At 35.2% G+C, this 18,101-nt stretch carries 15 protein-coding genes; 5 read left to right on the forward strand and 10 right to left on the reverse strand.

Translation table 11 applies throughout. The features are described from left to right. Window positions 1-6 precede the first annotated feature (6 nt). The 4 genes from topA to sucC form a co-directional block, all read right to left on the reverse strand. On the reverse strand, window positions 7-2,076 hold the full coding sequence (gene topA / locus MUA40_RS07560) for a type I DNA topoisomerase (RefSeq protein ID WP_167732671.1): 2,070 nt from the start codon (window positions 2,074-2,076) through the stop codon (window positions 7-9). A gap of 100 nt (window positions 2,077-2,176) precedes the next feature. Beyond that, window positions 2,177-3,046 carry a DNA-processing protein DprA gene (gene dprA / locus MUA40_RS07565; RefSeq protein ID WP_262569350.1) on the reverse strand — a complete coding sequence of 290 codons (870 nt, stop codon included), beginning with the start codon at window positions 3,044-3,046 and terminating at the stop codon, window positions 2,177-2,179. Window positions 3,047-3,258: 212 nt separating this feature from the next. Then, on the reverse strand, window positions 3,259-4,167 hold the full coding sequence (sucD, locus tag MUA40_RS07570) for a succinate--CoA ligase subunit alpha (RefSeq protein WP_167732673.1): 909 nt from the start codon (window positions 4,165-4,167) through the stop codon (window positions 3,259-3,261). A gap of 21 nt (window positions 4,168-4,188) precedes the next feature. Then, window positions 4,189-5,355: an ADP-forming succinate--CoA ligase subunit beta gene (gene sucC, locus MUA40_RS07575; protein WP_016424901.1), complete on the reverse strand. Its 1,167-nt coding sequence runs from the start codon at window positions 5,353-5,355 to the stop codon at window positions 4,189-4,191. Window positions 5,356-5,661: 306 nt separating this feature from the next. Between sucC and MUA40_RS07580 the strand changes: the two genes are divergently transcribed. After that, a complete protein-coding gene (locus tag MUA40_RS07580) occupies window positions 5,662-5,991 on the forward strand; it encodes a nucleoside triphosphate pyrophosphohydrolase family protein (RefSeq protein ID WP_016424900.1) in 330 nt (109 codons plus the stop codon). Between the two features lie 143 nt (window positions 5,992-6,134). Here MUA40_RS07580 and MUA40_RS07585 read toward each other — a convergent pair whose 3' ends face one another. The 3 genes from MUA40_RS07585 to ylqF all read right to left on the reverse strand — a co-directional run bounded on the left by MUA40_RS07585 (window position 6,135) and on the right by ylqF (window position 8,174). Then, on the reverse strand, window positions 6,135-6,404 hold the full coding sequence (locus MUA40_RS07585) for a hypothetical protein (RefSeq protein WP_016424899.1): 270 nt from the start codon (window positions 6,402-6,404) through the stop codon (window positions 6,135-6,137). A 117-nt stretch (window positions 6,405-6,521) separates the two neighbouring features. Beyond that, window positions 6,522-7,310, reverse strand: a complete 789-nt coding sequence (locus MUA40_RS07590) for a ribonuclease HII (RefSeq protein WP_016424898.1) — start codon at window positions 7,308-7,310, stop codon at window positions 6,522-6,524. Further along, the gene (ylqF, locus tag MUA40_RS07595; protein WP_016424897.1) at window positions 7,311-8,174 is read right to left on the reverse strand and encodes a ribosome biogenesis GTPase YlqF; all 864 of its coding nucleotides are present in this window, start codon (window positions 8,172-8,174) and stop codon (window positions 7,311-7,313) included. It lies immediately after the preceding gene. A 269-nt stretch (window positions 8,175-8,443) separates the two neighbouring features. On the opposite strand from ylqF, the gene MUA40_RS07600 reads away from it, so the two are divergent. The 4 genes from MUA40_RS07600 (at window position 8,444) to MUA40_RS07615 (ending at window position 15,752) form a co-directional block, all read left to right on the forward strand. Beyond that, complete coding sequence (locus tag MUA40_RS07600; RefSeq protein ID WP_016424896.1) at window positions 8,444-8,827, forward strand: GtrA family protein; 384 nt, start codon at window positions 8,444-8,446, stop codon at window positions 8,825-8,827. A gap of 21 nt (window positions 8,828-8,848) precedes the next feature. Beyond that, on the forward strand, window positions 8,849-11,473 hold the full coding sequence (locus MUA40_RS07605) for a YfhO family protein (RefSeq protein WP_167732676.1): 2,625 nt from the start codon (window positions 8,849-8,851) through the stop codon (window positions 11,471-11,473). Next, a complete protein-coding gene (locus MUA40_RS07610; RefSeq protein ID WP_392390494.1) occupies window positions 11,448-14,045 on the forward strand; it encodes a YfhO family protein in 2,598 nt (865 codons plus the stop codon). The genes MUA40_RS07605 and MUA40_RS07610 overlap by 26 nt, the downstream gene beginning before the upstream one ends. 507 nt (window positions 14,046-14,552) lie before the next feature. Further along, window positions 14,553-15,752: an IS110 family RNA-guided transposase gene (locus tag MUA40_RS07615; RefSeq protein WP_281182775.1), complete on the forward strand. Its 1,200-nt coding sequence runs from the start codon at window positions 14,553-14,555 to the stop codon at window positions 15,750-15,752. Between the two features lie 451 nt (window positions 15,753-16,203). Here the strand turns inward: MUA40_RS07615 and rplS are convergent, their stop codons facing one another. The 3 genes from rplS to rimM form a co-directional block, all read right to left on the reverse strand. Further along, on the reverse strand, window positions 16,204-16,554 hold the full coding sequence (gene rplS / locus MUA40_RS07620; RefSeq protein WP_016424892.1) for a 50S ribosomal protein L19: 351 nt from the start codon (window positions 16,552-16,554) through the stop codon (window positions 16,204-16,206). A gap of 112 nt (window positions 16,555-16,666) precedes the next feature. Further along, window positions 16,667-17,392: a tRNA (guanosine(37)-N1)-methyltransferase TrmD gene (gene trmD, locus MUA40_RS07625; RefSeq protein WP_016424891.1), complete on the reverse strand. Its 726-nt coding sequence runs from the start codon at window positions 17,390-17,392 to the stop codon at window positions 16,667-16,669. Then, window positions 17,389-17,892: a ribosome maturation factor RimM gene (gene rimM / locus MUA40_RS07630; protein WP_016424890.1), complete on the reverse strand. Its 504-nt coding sequence runs from the start codon at window positions 17,890-17,892 to the stop codon at window positions 17,389-17,391. Before rimM ends, trmD begins: the two co-directional genes overlap by 4 nt. Window positions 17,893-18,101 lie beyond the last annotated feature (209 nt).

The following is an 18,101-nucleotide window of genomic DNA, read 5'->3' on the forward strand; positions in this document are numbered from 1 at the left end:
AAAACATTATTTTTGAACTTCTTCTTTATAATCACAGTTCGAACAAACGACTTGCGTTGTACGTCCTTTTTTGTGTTCAGCAAGATAATGGTTACATTTTGGACAATCTCTGCCGATAGGTTTATCCCACGAGATAAAATCACATTCTGGATAATTTGAACAACCATAAAAGACACGGTTTTTCTTAGATTTACGTTCGACGACATCACCTGTTTTACACTTAGGACATTTAACACCAATCGGTTTCGTAATTGCTTTTGTATTGCGACAATCTGGAAAATTTGAACATGCCATAAACTTACCATAACGCCCCATTTTAATTACCATCGGGCTACCGCAGACTTCACAATCTTCACCGGCAGGCTCGTCTTTGATTTCAATTTTTTCCATTTCTTCTTCTGCGCGTGCAACATCTTGTTTAAAGCTGTTGTAAAAGTCTCCAACAACCTTTTTCCAAGCAATATCACCGTCAGCAATTTTATCGAGTAACGTTTCCATATTGACTGTGAATTCCACATCAATGATTTCAGGAAAGTACTCTTTCACTTGTTCGTGTACAATCTCACCGAGTTCAGTTGGCATGAAACGTTTACTTTCATTTTTAACATAATTCCTTTTTTGAATGGTGTCAATTGTAGGGGCATAAGTTGATGGTCGCCCAATTTTTAATTCTTCTAACGTTTTAACTAGACGTGCTTCAGTATATCGTGGTGGGGGTTGTGTAAAATGCTGAGCTGGGTCTATTTTAGTAGCAATCACTTCATTACCTACTTCTAATTTCGGTAAGCGGTTTTCTTTTTCTTTCCCTTTATCATCATTCGTTTCCACATATAACGTCATAAAGCCTTTAAATTTAATCGTTTGGCCATTCGCTCTAAACTTAATATCGTTTTGTGTCAAATCAACAGAAACAGTATCTAAAATCGCAGGTGCCATTTGACTTGCTACAAATCTTTCCCAAATTAATTTGTATAAGCGATATTGATCCCGAGTTAAGAAATCTTTCATCTCAGCAGGTGTACGAAGTGTGCTCGTTGGACGAATCGCTTCATGGGCATCCTGGTCCCCTTGCTTTCCTTTTTGTGTTGATTTTGATAAATAATCAGCGCCATATTGAGACTCGATATATTGTTTAGCTTCATTTTGTGCATCTTTAGAAATACGTGTAGAGTCTGTTCTCATATAAGTAATCAGACCTATTGTCCCTTTTCTTTTTAAGTCGATTCCTTCATATAATTGTTGTGCAATCATCATGGTTTTACGCGCTTTGAAGTTCAACTTACGTGCAGCTTCTTGTTGCAATGTTGACGTCGTAAAAGGAAACGCAGGTCGACGCGTTTTTTCTTTTGTCGAAACATTTGAAACGGTAAAACGATCCCCATCCAATGCTTTAGTGATTACAGCGACATCATCTTTATTCGTTAACTTGTAAGGTTTACCTTTATAATGTAGAAACTTGGCATTAAATTTTGATTTTCCATAACGAAACTCGCCTTCAATTGACCAATATTCTTCGGGCTTAAAATTACGAATCTCGTTTTCACGATCAATGATGAGGCGTAATGCGACAGATTGCACACGTCCAGCTGATAACCCTTTTTTTACCTTTTTCCATAAAACTGGAGAAATATTATAACCCACTAAACGGTCTAAAATACGGCGCGCTTGTTGCGCATCCACAAGATCCATTTCAATGCCGCGTGGATGTTTGAAACTTTCTTTCACAGCATCTTTAGTGATCTCATTAAATACAACTCGATTCTCTTTACTATCTTCTAACTCAAGTATATTTGCTAAGTGCCATGCAATTGCTTCACCTTCGCGGTCGGGGTCACTTGCAAGAAAAACTTTTTTAGCCTTTTTCGCATGTCGCTTCAAATCTTTTACGACAGGTCCCTTTCCTCTTATAGTGATATACTTAGGCTCATAATTGTCTTCAACATCTACACCCATTTGGCTACGTGGTAAGTCTCTCACGTGACCCATAGATGCAATGACTTTATACTTCTTGCCTAAATATTTCTCTATCGTTTTCGCTTTTGCAGGCGATTCAACTATGACAAGATTATCTGCCAAAGTAGTTACCCCCTTGCTTTTTCTATTTACAAAGATAAATGATAAACGGTTAATTTTATATTTGTCAATCTTTTATAATTATTTCACAAAGCATTAACATTTAATTTTTATAATCTTTAAGAATATCTTGTGCAGATAAAACCACTTCTGCCCCCTCTTTGACGCGCAATAGATTACCTCTTGTATGCTGATTAAACATATCACCTGGTAAGACATAAACATTACGATTTTGTTCCAATGCTTGATCCAAGGTAATGAGTGCCCCGCTCCGTGCCTGAGCTTCTGTAATTAATACCCCCTGAGATAATCCACTAATCAATCTATTTCTTTCAGGAAATCTAAATTTTGCGATAGGTATGTGAGGGGGATATTCACTTATTGTAAGATACTGGTTTTCGATCTTTTGTCGCAACTGAAATGTACTTGCAGGATAATGACGATGATGACCAAATCCAAGAACACCTACAGTATGCATATGATAGTCAAGTGCAAATTGATGTGCAAGTGCATCGGTTCCATATGCTAAGCCAGAAATAATAGTGAGTGGATATTCGCGTAAGTCTTTAAATAAATAAGAAAGGGCTTGTGGGGTGTAGTCTGTACAACGCCTTGCGCCAACAATTGCTAGAGTATGTTTCATCGCTTTGAATGTTTGGAGATTACCTTTACAAAAAAGAACAAAAGGAGGGTCATGAATTTCTTTTAATTGGGAAGGATAAAGAGGGTCATGAATCGCTAGAGGAGTAATACAATGTCGTTTTAAATCAGACTCTATAGTATCGATTTTTAATGAACGAAAACGCCTTATTTTTTGCACAATAGTTTGAGAAGGCGTTATTTTCAACATTTCATTGAGATAGTTGCTAACGTCGTCGATATTACCTTTTAAAGTGAGTAAGATGGGATACATCTTTTGAATCTGTTGTGTTGTAAAGCCGGCATATAATAGTAAAAGGAACAGTTGTTTCATCTTCTTTTAGTCACCTCATTAAGATTATAAGGTATTTTTGCCCTATCATGTATGTCTAAAAAGAATTTAATAGTTATTCTTTCAATTAAACAGCGTTCTATATATCTGTTCATTGAGCAGTTCAACACAAAGAATGGGCTCATTTATAAATCAAGCACAAAAAGGGCTGACTTAAGCCAACCCTTTTTAATATTTAACTTTTATCTATGCTGTTATGCCTTCACAGTTAATAATGATTTATAAATGCCAGCTTCTTTAGCTGCTTCAATTAACGTTGCACCAATTTCAGAAGGTGTTGCAGCTGTTTTTACGCCACAATCGTTAAGCGTTTTAATTTTTTCTTCTGCAGTTCCTTTACCACCAGAGATAATAGCACCTGCGTGTCCCATACGTTTCCCTGGAGGGGCTGTTTGACCCCCGATAAAGCCGATAACCGGTTTAGTCATATTGGCTTTAATCCATTCTGCCGCTTCTTCTTCAGCAGTACCACCAATTTCACCAATCATCACTACAGCTTTTGTTTCATCATCGTTATTAAAAGCTTCTAAAACATCAATGAAGTTTGTACCATTAACTGGGTCTCCACCAATACCTACCGCTGTAGATTGACCGATGCCTTCTTCAGTCAATTGATGAACAGCTTCATAAGTTAATGTACCTGAACGTGAAACAACACCGACATGTCCTTTTTTATGAATATAACCTGGCATAATACCAATTTTTGTTTCATCCGATGTAATGACACCTGGGCAGTTTGGTCCAATTAAACGTGTTTTTCTACCTTCAAGATAACGTTTCACTTTAACCATATCAATAACAGGAATATGCTCAGTAATACAGATAGCTAAATCTAATTCTGCATCTGCACACTCTAAAATAGCATCTGCAGCAAATGGTGCAGGTACATAAATGACAGAAACGTTTGCGCCTGTTTCTTTTTTAGCTTCCTCCACCGTATTATAAACCGGTACACCTTCGACCACTTGTCCACCTTTACCTGGTGTTACACCTGCGACGATTTGTGTCCCATATTCTAACATTTGTTTAGTATGGAAAAGGGCAGTTGACCCTGTAATACCTTGTACGATAACTTTTGAATTCTTATCTACAAATACGCTCATTTTAGTTGTCCCATCCTTTCCTTACGCTTCGCTTACAAGTTTAACGATTTTTTGAGCGCCTTCAGCCATAGTGCTAGCGGGTTCAATTGCTAAACCTGATTCTTTTAAGATTTTTTTACCTTGGTCTACATTTGTTCCTTCAAGACGAACGACTAATGGTAATGTAAGTTCGACTTCTTTAACAGCAGCTACAATACCTTCAGCAATGACATCACAGCGCATAATTCCCCCGAAGATATTTACAAAAATACCTTTTACGTTGTCATCACCTAAAATAATTTTAAAAGCTTCAGTCACTTTTTCTTTTGTAGCGCCGCCACCTACGTCTAAGAAATTGGCAGGTGTACCGTTAAAATGGTTAATTGTATCCATTGTTGCCATTGCTAAGCCGGCACCGTTAACCATACAACCAATATTTCCGTCTAAAGCGATATAGGACAATTCATATTTAGAAGCTTCGATTTCTTTTGGATCTTCTTCATCCAAGTCACGTAGTTCCACCACATCTTTATGACGGAATAACGCATTGTCATCGAAGTTAATTTTAGAGTCTAACGCTAAAACTTCCCCTTCACCTGTTAAAACAAGTGGATTAATTTCAACAATAGAACAATCTTTTTCAATGAACACATTGTATAAAGAAATCAAAAATTTTACTGCTTTATTAATTGATGCTTTAGGAATGTTAATGTTAAACGCAATTCGACGCGCTTGATAAGGCGATAAACCTACGACAGGGTCGATTGTTTCTTTAAAAATCTTTTCTGGACTTTTAGCCGCAACTTCTTCAATTTCAGTTCCGCCTTCTTCAGATGCCATTAAAGTTACGCGATCTGTTGCGCGATCAATCACAAAGCCAACGTAATATTCTTTTTGAATATCTGCACCTTCTTCGATGTATAAGCGTTTTACTTCTTTACCTTCTGGACCCGTTTGATGTGTAACGAGCACTTTACCTAACAATTCATTCGCGTATGTTTCAACTTCTGATAAAGACTTAGCAATTTTTACACCGCCTGCTTTACCACGTCCCCCAGCGTGAATTTGTGCTTTTACAACATAAACATCTGTATCTAACTCTTTTGCTTTTTCTACAGCTTCTTCAGCTGAAAAAGCTACGCGCCCTTCTGGTACTGCTACGCCCATTGAGCGAAAAATTTCTTTTCCTTGATACTCATGGATATTCATACTCCATCCTCCTGTTTCTTAAGGTTAAGTTCAATTTCAATTATAGGAAATGTAAGCGCTATTGTAAACAGATAGACATAGAGTTCTCTCTATTTATCAGACTTTTAACACTGATTTAATCCATTTAATTTGAGCGCCTCACCTTTTAGTGCGCATGAGTGATAAAAGGATGGCACAGAGAGAACCTTATGGTGGACGCATCTTTTCCGTATTGCATTAAATTTCACTTTTATCGCAGTTGACTATGATAATATGGACTTAGCTTTCCTTAAACATTGAAAGACTGAAAAATAGGAGGTATCTTTAATGGATTTTAATACATATCAACAAAAAGCAATGCGAACTTTAAAAGATCATCCCGACTTTCATAAACATATACAAATGGCCGTATTGGGACTTAATGGAGAATCTGGCGAAGTCGCGGATATTATCAAAAAGCATTTGTATCATGGTCACGACTTTGATAAGGAGGCTTTTAAAAAGGAACTTGGAGATGTATTGTGGTATCTTTCTACATGTGCATCTGCCATTGATACCGATTTGAATGAAATTGCACAGTTAAACATCGAAAAACTTGAGCGTCGTTATCCAAATGGCTTTAACCATCAAGATTCAATTCACCGCAAAGATTATTGATATAAGATGCATTGTTTTGAAGCATAGAAAAATGCATAAAACAAAGGCCGGAAATGAGTTTGCCATACATGTGATATGGCGACCTCACTTCCGGTTATTTTTAAAGTTTATTATTCAGAGAAGCGGATGAATGATTTATCAAATTACTTGTCTGCTTGGAAAGTGACTTGCGTGTCATCATCCATTGGGACATTAATCGTTTTTTGTTCATCTTCTGTTGATTCCACAGCAAAATTATGGTCTTTTAATAGACGAATCAGGTCAGCTTGTTGTTCTTCTTCAATAGAGATATTTAAATTTTGTTCAATTTCTTGCTTTATTTTTTCTAATTTCTTTTCATCATGTGTAATCTCCACTTCTGTTTCTTCAAAGTGAACGAGTACTTTATACAATTTCTGTAATGTTTCATCCATAAATTTCAAATTCCTTTCTTTAATTGGAAATTAATTATAGTAAAACATAGTTTCACAAATTTGCAAACGAATACGATTAATTAACCTTCAAAATAGAATCAAATCAGTAACTCATTCTTATAGCTGCTTTGCGACGATTGACTTAATCGGTTCAAAACTTTTTCGGTGAATATCTGTCACACCGTACGCTTCCAAACCGTCTAAATGTTTTTTCGTTCCGTAACCGGCGTTATTTGAAAAATCATAGCCAGGGTATTGTTGATCATAAGACGCCATCAAATCATCCCGATATTCTTTCGCAATAATACTCGCTGCTGCTATTGAAACACTTCGAGCATCCCCTTTTATAATGGACTGCTGTGGTGCAGTGATTTTATCTAATGTCATCGCATCAATTAAATAATGCGTAGGCACTACAGTTAAATTTTCAATTGCGCGATACATGGCTAATTTGGTTGCTTCATATATATTGAATTGGTCGATTTCTTGTGGTGTGGCCACTCCAATTTGCCATGCACGTACGTTTGCTTGCAACTGTGTATTCAAGTTTTTGCGTTTAGCTGGGGAAAGTTGTTTAGAGTCATTGATACCGATATAGTGATGCTCAGGTTGTAAAACGACCGCACTCGCAACAACAGGCCCTGCTAAAGGTCCTCTACCCACCTCATCTATTCCACAAATCAATGCTTCCGGATGATGTGCTAAAATTTCATTTTCAAATTGGCACATTTCATCATATTTTAATAGCTGTGCCTGTATTTTTTCGATTTGCTTTTCACGACTTAAAAAAATACGTTGTACGCCCTTTCGAGCATCATGATAATCCGGATGTGCTTTTAAACTTTGGATAGTTTGAATGGTTTGTATTTCTTCTTTGATTTGAGCAATGGTTTTTGAGGGTCTCATTTATTGCGCACTCAATTCATCATAAATATCGAAACAATATGTCCCTATTTTCGCATTTCTAATTTCATGAATAATCAATTCAATCACAGCTTCATAGTCTACTTCATTTCCACGCTGTAAGAGGCCTCTTTTACGCCCAATTGCGTCAAACCATTCAATATTATCTGCATCACGCGGCACATCAATTTTATAATGTGCCAATAAACCTTCATAATCATGTTCGATTAAAAACTCTAACCCATAAATGGCAACTTCATCCAAATGCACAATGCTATCTTTAATGGCACCTGTTAAACTTAGCTTTTTACCAATTAACTGATCTTCAAATTTAGGCCATAAAATCCCTGGTGTGTCTAATAATTGTAATGATTGGCCCACTTTAATCCATTGTTGCTGCTTCGTTACACCTGGTTTATTTCCTGTTTGTGCGATTGTGCGTTTTGCCAATTTGTTTATTAGCGTTGATTTACCTACATTTGGGATACCCACTATCATCGCGCGAATCGCTCTCGGTTTTAAGCCTTTAGCTTTTTCACGTTCGAATTTTTCTTTCGTTACTTCTATAGCTGCGACTTCGACCTGCTTTAAACCTTTACCGTGCTTAGCATCGACCGCAACAGGATAGGCCCCTTTTTCTTTAAAAAATGTATACCACTTTTCCATTTCATTTAACTGAGACATATCTTTTTTATTAAAAATGACTACGCGTGGCTTTTGTTGAATCACTTCATCAATCATCGGATTTCTTGAACTTAATGGAATTCGTGCATCTACTAACTCAAATACAACATCCACTTTTTTTAATTGCTCTGTTACTTCTCTTTTCGCTTTGGCCATGTGACCGGGAAACCACTGAATCACCATAATTTTAAACTCCTTTAAATAATGCGCTAGACATCGTCTTTTCAATTTATCTATGTTATATTAATTATTGATTTTGATAGAAATATATCACTTTAAGTTGTTCTATTCATACGCATTCATCACGATAGGCTTTAACGTCTGCATACATGAATCGCATGTATGGTCTTAGAATGCGATGAGGTACCTACACTACTTTAAGTATAATTAACTTGAACGTCAATAGCTATTAATCACACAACGTTTGATTCCATGAAAGCAGGTATTTTTTGATGTATAATATAGAAAGAATTACTGAAATTTTTAGGTTTATTCTCGTAGGTGGTATTAACACGATGAACTATTACGTCGTATACCTTATCCTTTTAAACTTACTTCATATTCATTATCTTATTAGCCATATCGTTGGTTTTATTGTCGCTTTTGTTATTTCTTACTATTTAAATTGTTACTTTGTTTATAAAGTCAAACCAACCTTAAAAAAGTTTTTAGCATTTCCGCTAACACAAGTTGTGAATATGGGCACTCAAACGTTACTTATTTTTATTTTTGTACAATATTTAAATTTTAACGAATCGATTGCACCTTTTATCGGTTTAATTGTAACGATTCCAATCACTTATGTCTTATCTAAATATATCCTTAAAGATCGATAATATATAAAGTGGGGTTCAATGATGAAGCGCTTTTTTCAATCTGTAAACATGATTATCACAGCATTGATTTTATCTTTAATAGGTCACGCGTATATCATTTATCGCTTTTGCGTTGATGGTTTATTGTTCACTGGGCCTAACGATGGTCTAGAACAAATGGTACCGATTCAGATGTTTTTATATCAAAAATGGTCTGAGGGTACCTTTTTTTATGCGACCGATTTCGGATTGGGTGGAGATTTTTTTACAGATCTATCTTACTACTTTTCAACGAATATCATTTTCATAATTACTGCACTTATAACTTGGTTATTACATCATTGGGGACTTGTCGATCCAACTCAAATGATGTATTGGTTGAAACTCGCACTGATTGTTTCAATTATAAAATGTGCTTGTATTATCCTTGCGACATACGCATATGCAAGATACATAAACTTAAAACGTCACACTGCAATTTTATTTGCGTTTTTATTTGCAACTTCGCCGATATATTTTCGATTTACAGTCTATTGGCCATTTTTCAGTGATGTATTCATTTGGATGCCTCTCCTTTTTTTAAGTATCGAGCGCTTTTTTAGAACTGGAAAAATAGGACTATTTGTGACTGTTGTCGCCATATCATTCATCAACAATTTTTATTTTGCTTATTATCAAGTGTTAATGGGTATCATTTATTATCTTTTGCGTTTAATTTACCAGCATGATGAAGATTTAATACGTCGAAAGCAATCTTTTGTTCCCCTTTTTATTGGGTCCATTTTAGGCGTAGGTGCAAGTCTTTGCTTTTTCTTTCATGGTGTTCACAGCTTTTTAAATAATAGCAGGATTCCTTATAGTGGCCGTATCCCATTCGTTGAGCCATTTAATTCTAGCTCAAATTTATTTTACGATAATTATTTAATCGTTATATTATTCCTTACGATTCAAGCTTTGCTGACGTTTAAATTATACCGTCATTTTTATTTTAGACTATTTGCTATTCTAAGTTTCATCACGATTGTATGCGCATTTATTCCGTATGTTGACAGCCTCTTTAACGGCTTTTCTGCGCCACAAAAGCGCTGGCACTATTTAATCGCATTTGCTTCGAGTGGTTTAATCGCATGCTATCTCCATCACTTCAAATCTGTAGACTACAGAACGTATATCTTCACTTCTATTCCGGCAATTTTAGTTGTATGGATAAGCGCTTATTTTTATGAGCGCTATGTCGTTTGGATATATACGTTACCCGTGGTCTTTTTCATCGGGCTATTAGCCTTATTATTAAAAAATAAACCGAGAAAGTATATTTTCTCATTTCTATTCAGTATTTATTTGATATCGTTATTCATATTGACTTTACTTGTCTCTCTTGTTTTTACAAAGTATCAAATCTTTCATCAAGACCATGAAAAAAGGGCAAATCGGTTTTATGTACAAGCAAGTCTTTACAATACACCGCTTCAACAAGAACTTGTTAACAACATGAAGTCCCAGTTACGGGGCGGAGAACGTATCGATTGGCGAGTAAATGCGCAAGATAACACACCAATGTATCAGAATTTTAGAGGCTTAAGTCTATATTCGAGTATATTTGATCACCATCTTGTAGCACTTTATTATCGCGAATTGATGATTAATTTGAAAGATGAATCTGTAAGCCGTTACCAATCGACAGGAAGCCGCTCCAATATCGCGAGTTTATTTTCTGTTCGTTATCAAATGTTGAAAGATTATCAACATGAATTACCCGCAAACTTTAAATGGGTGAAACAACAAGGTCAATATCAAATATATGAAAATCAGGATATCCTTCCGCCAGTTCGTGTCATGAATCGTTACTATCGATCAAGTGATTTAAAACAGCCTTTAGATCGTGAACATGCCATGATTGAAGGTGTCGTCTTAGATAATAAAGGACACCCTTATCCGACAAAAGCCAGTAATCTTATTAAAAAGGTCTATCCTTCATATATTCATGCACATAAAATGGATGAGAATAACATTAAAGTCTCACAATCAAATGGTGGCTTGCGAATTCATGTTCCGTATGCGATTCGAAAAAATAATAAAGATTTTTATCTTATTGTTTATGTAAAAAAAGGATTGCCTGATAGTAACAGCACGATTACAGTAAATGGCTATCAAAACAATCGTTTGTTTAATGATTCCATTTATCGTACGGGTCAAAATGAATTATTATATCGGACTCAGCCAGATGAAAATGGCAATATTCGTCTTCAATTTTCTCCTCAAGGTCTTTATCATTTCCAATTATGTGGTTTATACGGAGAAAATTATCAAATTCTCAAAAATGCCAACCATCACATGAAGCATCATTTGGTGGAAAAACAAGGTAAATTTTTGATTCGTTTGAGATCACATCAGGGGGGTATGGCAGTTATAAACATCCCTTATCGTCAAGGTATGGTCGCTAAAGTTGATGGTAAAAAGGTAAAGGTTGAAAAAGTGAACTATATGATGACAGGCATCCCAGTTTCAGCGCATGCAAAGGAAATCCAATTGACTTACCGTCCACCGTATTTTATAACACTGATTATCATTTCGATATTCAGCGTCGGACTTAGTTTCATGTTTAGCCGTTGGTGTCGACAACATTATCAAAAAAGAAAGAGTGAAAAAGTTGAAAAAGCAAACTAAAACGTTGTCCTTTAAAAAAGGGCTTAAACTGATGGTCGTTGCAAGTTTAGTGGGATTGATTGTTTATTTACCAGTCCTCTATCGCTTTATCGTTCATGGAATCATTTATAGTGGTAACGGAGACGGATTTAAGCAAATGATGCCATTCCAAATGTTTTTATACGATCGTTTTACTCATTTTAAGTCCTTCTATGATTTATCTTTAGGGCTTGGCGGTGATTACTTTACTGATTTAGCCTATTATTATGCTACTTCTCCCATGATGTATCTTAATTTCTTATTTGTTGCTTTAGGACAATGGCTATTTCATATGCATCCTCAAGGGATTGCTTTTTGGCCTGGTAACCAAATATTTACGGCTTATTTACGGTGTATCATGACTTTTATCGCTGCATACGGCATGTTTAGAGCATTTGAGTTTAAACGTTATGAACGTTATTTAGGAGCATTTCTCTACGCAAGCTCTTCCGTCGTTTACTATTTTAATTTTACTTGGTCATTCTTTGGAGATATTTTAATTTATTTACCTTTATCTATTTGGGGCATGGAACGTTTTTTCAGAAACCGTAAAATCGGTTTGTTTATTATTGCGATTGCTTTAACTTTATATTCGAACTTTTATTTCAGTTATTACGAATTAATTGGCCTGACAGTCTACTTAATTTATCGTATGATACATACACATCCTAAAGATTGTGTCACAAGATGGCAAAAACTTTACCTGTTGATACCCGCTGCCATCATCAGCTTTTGTATCGCTTCGTTTGGATTTATAACAGGCGTACGTTCGTTTTTAAATAATGATCGAGAATCGAATGAGGTCATGATTTCGCCCATCATAGATTTTTCTCAGAAATATCATATCTTTACAAATGGATTTTATATTACAGTTACATTTATTGCATTAGTTGCGTTATGTTCATTTAAACTCTATCGTCATTACGAATATAAAATGTTTGCTGTTTTAACATGGCTTCTTTTAATTGGTTCTTTATCACCTTATTTTGATAGTGCATTTAACGGGTTTTCATTTCCACAACGACGCTGGGTATATTTCCTTGCACTGACAACAAGTGCACTCATTACGCTATGGATTAAATATTTCAATGAATTGACACGCAGAGCGTTTTTACAGTCACTCATCCCGATAATTCTTTTAGCTGTCGCAACCCTGCTCTTTTCGAGAGGTGCCATGTGGTGGATGATTGTCAGTATCATCATCCTAATCATTTTGAGTCATTATGCACTTAGACAAAAGAAATTAACTCAAAACATGCGATGGATAATTCTAATCTTCTTTGTAGTACAACAATTTGTCCTACTTATCGATTATCATCATAATAATATCGCACCTTATCAGTCAACAATGAAAGATTTGCAAGCTGCGAAATATCATAGTCCTACATTACAACGAGAAATTAACCGAATTAAACAACATCAGACATCTGTTGCGCGTATAGACTATATGGATCCTTATGCAGTGAATTCAAGTCTCATTTATGGGTTTAATGGTGTGGCGCTCTACTCTAGCATTTTTGATGGTCGTATTCTTCATTATTATGATAAAGAAATGCAGATTAATATGGAATATGATAGTAATAGTACTTATCGATTATTAGGCGATCGTGCAAACTTATATGCTTTATGGGGCGTTTCAGATCGTATCAAAAAAGCGCCAGATACACTTTTACCTTATGGTATGCAACCTGAAAACGAGATTAAAGATGGCAAAACAACATGGGCACATGCTAAAAATCTTATCCAATATCCGAGTGCGCACTTAACAAACAAAGTATACAATCCTGACGACTTAAAATCGCCTCTAGATCGCGAGCAAGCCATGTTACAAGGGGTCGTGATGCCAGATGCAAAAGCGAATCAATCTTTTGAACCGAATACTAATTTCGTTTCTAAAGCAACCATTCAACCTCGCGATGCAACATTAAAACAAGATCGCTTATCAGTTCATAAAAAAGATGGCGGCGTAGATATTCAAATCCCGCACCAACAACATTCAGCTTTTAAAGATTATTACATTGAGATGGATGTTGAATTACTGAGCCCTAGTCTGCCACATTACTTAAAAGTGGATGATTTCTATCAAAGACGTACATCATTAAATTATGCCTATCGTCGTTTTGTCACACCGGTTACAGTACGGGTTCCCGCCAAAGATACTGTTCAAGTCAAACTTAAGCAAGGGAACTATCGTTTCCGTGTTAAAGGTATATATGGCGAAAACTATCAAACACTTAAAAAAGCTCAAAAAAGGGTACAGCCCGTTCGAATTGAACGCGGTGCACAACAATTGAAAGCACATTTTCATTCAAATCAAGCACAGTACCTTGTATTACCTTTTCCTTATCGAGAAGGATTGTCAGCAGAAGCGCATGGAGAACCAAGAGCAGTTAAACAAGGCAATGGGCTAATGACGCTTATTCCTGTACAAAAAGGAGATACTGAGATAACACTACACTATGCTCTACCTTATTGGAAAACGTTAACAGGACTTACGTTGATCGGTCTCATCAGCGCATTATTGTATCGAAAATGGTTAAGAAAAACGCATTAAGAATTCAATAATCGCAAATATAATTATAAATAGAAAGTATTACTTGAAATTCACGATATTAGACACATTTTTAATAATCATATTGATGGAATGTAAAAGTGATTTACGAGATAGACCTCATTTCTAGATTATTATAAATCTACATTACTATTGTTCCAATATCCCAAACGAGCTTTCGTCATTTCATCAAGATGAGGTCACGAATTCACAGATGATTGCTCTCATATCAAGATGTCTATAAAATTTGAAATATAAAACATACTAAGATTAGCTGTGAAGAAATTTATGACGATAGATTTCTTCACAGCTATTTTTTATAGTTGTAGAGAGAAGTAGATCGAGTAGACTCTTGGATCTTTGAATCCGCAATTTAAACTGATCAGCTTTACTCTCCTTTTGAAATTCGTTTGAAGTATGTTGGGTTCTTGAAACCGTGTATAGGAAAATGAGATGAAAAAGGCTAAGTAAAGTTCAAAGCTTCTCAATTCTTTAAAGGAGGCTATATTTATCAATTACTTAGGTGTTGATATTAGTAAAAGAAGTAGTGTCGTAGCTCATTATCATAACGATCAATTTCAAAGAGAATTTACCATTCAAAATAATAAAAATGGTTATAATTATTTATTAAAGTATTTGAATGATTTAGACCACCTACAAATCATTTTTGAATCTACTGGTATTTATTCAAGAGGTATGACTCGATTTTGTCGCGTAAATCAAATTAATTATATTGAGATGAACCCGTTAGAAGCTAAATTCAGAACAAGTTCTTTAAGATCATGGAAAACCGATCAAGCTGATGCACATAAACTTGCGCTTTTGGCATTCAATATGAAGGACGCTAAAATTCAACGTCATACTGAAGAAATATATTTTGAGCTTAGAGAACGTGCAAGATTTCATTTAGAAATGGAAAATGATCAAAATAAACTAAAGGTAGAATTAGTTGAAGTGCTTCATCAAACATTTCCAGGCTTAGAAAAGTTATTTAAAAATAGGTACTCTAAGATTGCTTTAAATATAGCTAAAGTATTTCCTCATCCCAATTGTGTTTTCGCATTAACACATGACGAATTAACTCATACCATACTTAATTCAACAGCTAAAGGCATGTCCATTAAAAAAGCTCAAAAGTATACGAATGATTTGATTTCAATAGCACAAAATAGCTTCCCTACAGTTAAACAATCTTCATTTCTCGTAGAGAAATTAAGACATCTATGTGATAAATTACTTAAATCTATGCATGAAAAAGATTTGTTTGATAAAGAGATGATTAAATTAGCTAAGACAACTGATGCGTTTGAAAATATAGTTTCTATTCCTGGGTTAGGAGAATTAACCACTGCTTTACTGATTGGAGAGCTTGGAGATATAACACATTTTGAAACAAACAAACAACTCAATGCGTATGTCGGAATTGATATAAAACGTTATCAATCAGGTAATTCTATGAGCAGAGATACAATTAATAAAAGAGGTAATAAGAAAGCTAGACGTTTATTGTTTCTAATCATCATGAATATCATTAGAGGACGAAATCGTTATAAAAATCATGTTGCAGACTATTACTACAAATTAAGAAAGCAGCCAAATGAGAAACCTCATAAGACTGCAGTCATAGCTAGTGTGAATCGTTTGTTAAAAACCATTCATTATCTTATTACTAACAATCAATTATATGATTATCAAAAAGCACCACACTAATGTAACCATATAATCATATACATCATAACACCTTATTCAAAAAAATTAAATTGAACGGGCTAATTTAGTAATGCTTATTTTAAACATAAAGACTTGACTAATCGTAGGAAAGAGTCTGGGACATAAATACCAAAATAAATAGCTCGAAGAAGATTTTGATAAAAATCGTCTTCGAGCTTCCTTTTTATTATCATGCTTCGTATTATATATGTAATCATTCACCATTATACTTTAAAAAATAAGGCACTTTCGTATAATTTAATTAATGCCAATAAAAACTAACGCGGTGCCTAAGGAAATTAGTCGCATCTAGTGCGGCTAAACTGATGATAAAAGGAAAAAATCCGAGATTTTTCGTTTTTTACGAAAACCTCGGATTTCATCGATTATTGAGACAATTTTGTCTCAGTCTCTTTGTTTTATGTTTATTTTGTTACTTTGCGCTTCGAAATTAACGAATTTCTTGGATACGCGCTGCTTTACCACGTAAGCTACGTAAGTAGTAAAGTTTCGCACGACGTACTTTACCGCGACGTTTCACTTCGATTTTTTCAATTTTTGGTGTGTGTAATGGGAATGTACGTTCAACACCTACACCAGATGAAATTTTACGAACTGTGAAAGTTTCAGAAATACCGCCACCACGACGTTTGATAACAACACCTTCGAATACTTGGATACGCTCACGGCTACCTTCAATAATACGAACGTGTACACGTAAAGTGTCACCTGCACGGAATGCTGGGATATCATCGCGTAATTGTGACTTAGTCACTGCTTCAATTAATTTGTGATTTGTCATTTTTTATTCTCTCCTTCAACCTATGTTCTTGCCTCGACAAAATATAGCAGCGGATCATAGTGATTTTTGTGTTTCCACACTCAAAATATACTAGCATAAATCAATTTGTTTTTCAATGTTCTTTTAAAGATTCAATATACTTTTGATCTTTTTCACTTAAATCATAGGCTGCTAATAAATCTGGGCGTTTTTCAAAAGTTCTTTTTAATGATTGTTCGTGACGCCATTGTTCAATATGGGCATGATTTCCCGAAAGTAATACATCTGGAACAGACATATCTTTAAACGTTCTTGGGCGCGTGTACTGAGGAAATTCCAACAAACCGCTTGAAAATGAATCATCTTCATGTGATGCCTGCTTACTTAATACACCAGGTATCAATCTTACAATGGCATCTGTCATTACCATCGCAGGCAATTCGCCTCCAGTTAACACGAAATCACCGACTGAAATTTCATCCGTGACCAATTTTTCTCTTATTCTTTCATCATAACCTTCATAATGACCGCAAATAAAAACGAGATGCTTTTCTTTCGATAAAGACTCTGCCAATTTTTGATCAAACGGTTTACCTTGTGGCGTCATCAATATCACTCGTGTTTCATCCGTGACATCAATCGCATCCATTGCATTGAAGATAGGTTCAGGTTTTAACACCATACCTTGCCCGCCACCAAATGGATAATCATCGACTTGATGATGCTTATTATCTGCGTAATCTCGAAAATTAATCGTCTGTGTCTGTAAAATTTCTTTTTCACGCGCACGTTTTAAAATAGATTGATTCAACACACCGTCAAACATTTCTGGAAACAATGTTAAATAATCGATCTTCATTCGTTTAACAACCCTTCAAGTGGTGTAATCATAATTTTACGATTCTCAATATCAACCTCTTTTACGACATCCGCTATGTAAGGAATGAGATGTTCTTTCTCTCCTTTAACAACCCAAACATCATTTGCGCCTGTCTCAAAGATTTCTGTGACACGTCCGATTGGTCTATCTTCGTCAAAAACCGTACAACCAATGATGTCAGAATAGTAGTATTCATGCGTACCGAGTTCAATATCTTTATGATCTCTTTCTTGAAATAAATGAGAACCTTTTAAATGTTCAACTTCATTAATATTGGTATAGCCTTCAAATGTGAGCATATGCAAACCTTTATGCATACGATGTGATTTAACAACGACATTCATTGTTTCCGTTGGTGTATCAATTTGTAATGTTTCACCTGGTTGAAAGCGAATATCTGTGAAATCAGAATGTGATTGAACTTTTAACTCGCCTTTAATGCCGTGCGTATTTACAATTTTACCCACTTCTACTTTCATGATGTGCACCTCCCATTTCTTATTGTTATGTATAAAAAGGGTGAGACTCGGTTACATTTCAGTAACATTTCGTCTCACCCTTAACACCGATGATTCAATTTGTCATAGGGTTTGAATCCTATTTATGTCTCGCCTATGAAAACACTGAAGTAATAAAGTCAATGTAGATGACTTTATACTTCAAATAGCAAAGCATCATCAAAAAGCAG

Source organism: Staphylococcus schleiferi, from assembly GCF_025558325.1.
Classification (GTDB): Bacteria; Bacillota; Bacilli; order Staphylococcales; family Staphylococcaceae; genus Staphylococcus; species Staphylococcus schleiferi.

Excerpts from the sequence above, each read along its gene's own strand:
- dprA (WP_262569350.1), bottom strand. The coding sequence starts at position 3,046 with ATGAAACAACTGTTCCTTTTACTATTATATGCCGGCTTTACAACACAA.
- sucD (WP_167732673.1), bottom strand. The coding sequence starts at position 4,167 with ATGAGCGTATTTGTAGATAAGAATTCAAAAGTTATCGTACAAGGTATT.
- sucC (WP_016424901.1), bottom strand. The coding sequence starts at position 5,355 with ATGAATATCCATGAGTATCAAGGAAAAGAAATTTTTCGCTCAATGGGC.
- MUA40_RS07580 (WP_016424900.1), top strand. The coding sequence starts at position 5,662 with ATGGATTTTAATACATATCAACAAAAAGCAATGCGAACTTTAAAAGAT.
- MUA40_RS07585 (WP_016424899.1), bottom strand. The coding sequence starts at position 6,404 with ATGGATGAAACATTACAGAAATTGTATAAAGTACTCGTTCACTTTGAA.
- MUA40_RS07590 (WP_016424898.1), bottom strand. The coding sequence starts at position 7,310 with ATGAGACCCTCAAAAACCATTGCTCAAATCAAAGAAGAAATACAAACC.
- ylqF (WP_016424897.1), bottom strand. The coding sequence starts at position 8,174 with ATGGTGATTCAGTGGTTTCCCGGTCACATGGCCAAAGCGAAAAGAGAA.
- MUA40_RS07600 (WP_016424896.1), top strand. The coding sequence starts at position 8,444 with ATGTATAATATAGAAAGAATTACTGAAATTTTTAGGTTTATTCTCGTA.
- MUA40_RS07605 (WP_167732676.1), top strand. The coding sequence starts at position 8,849 with ATGAAGCGCTTTTTTCAATCTGTAAACATGATTATCACAGCATTGATT.
- rplS (WP_016424892.1), bottom strand. The coding sequence starts at position 16,554 with ATGACAAATCACAAATTAATTGAAGCAGTGACTAAGTCACAATTACGC.
- trmD (WP_016424891.1), bottom strand. The coding sequence starts at position 17,392 with ATGAAGATCGATTATTTAACATTGTTTCCAGAAATGTTTGACGGTGTG.
- rimM (WP_016424890.1), bottom strand. The coding sequence starts at position 17,892 with ATGAAAGTAGAAGTGGGTAAAATTGTAAATACGCACGGCATTAAAGGC.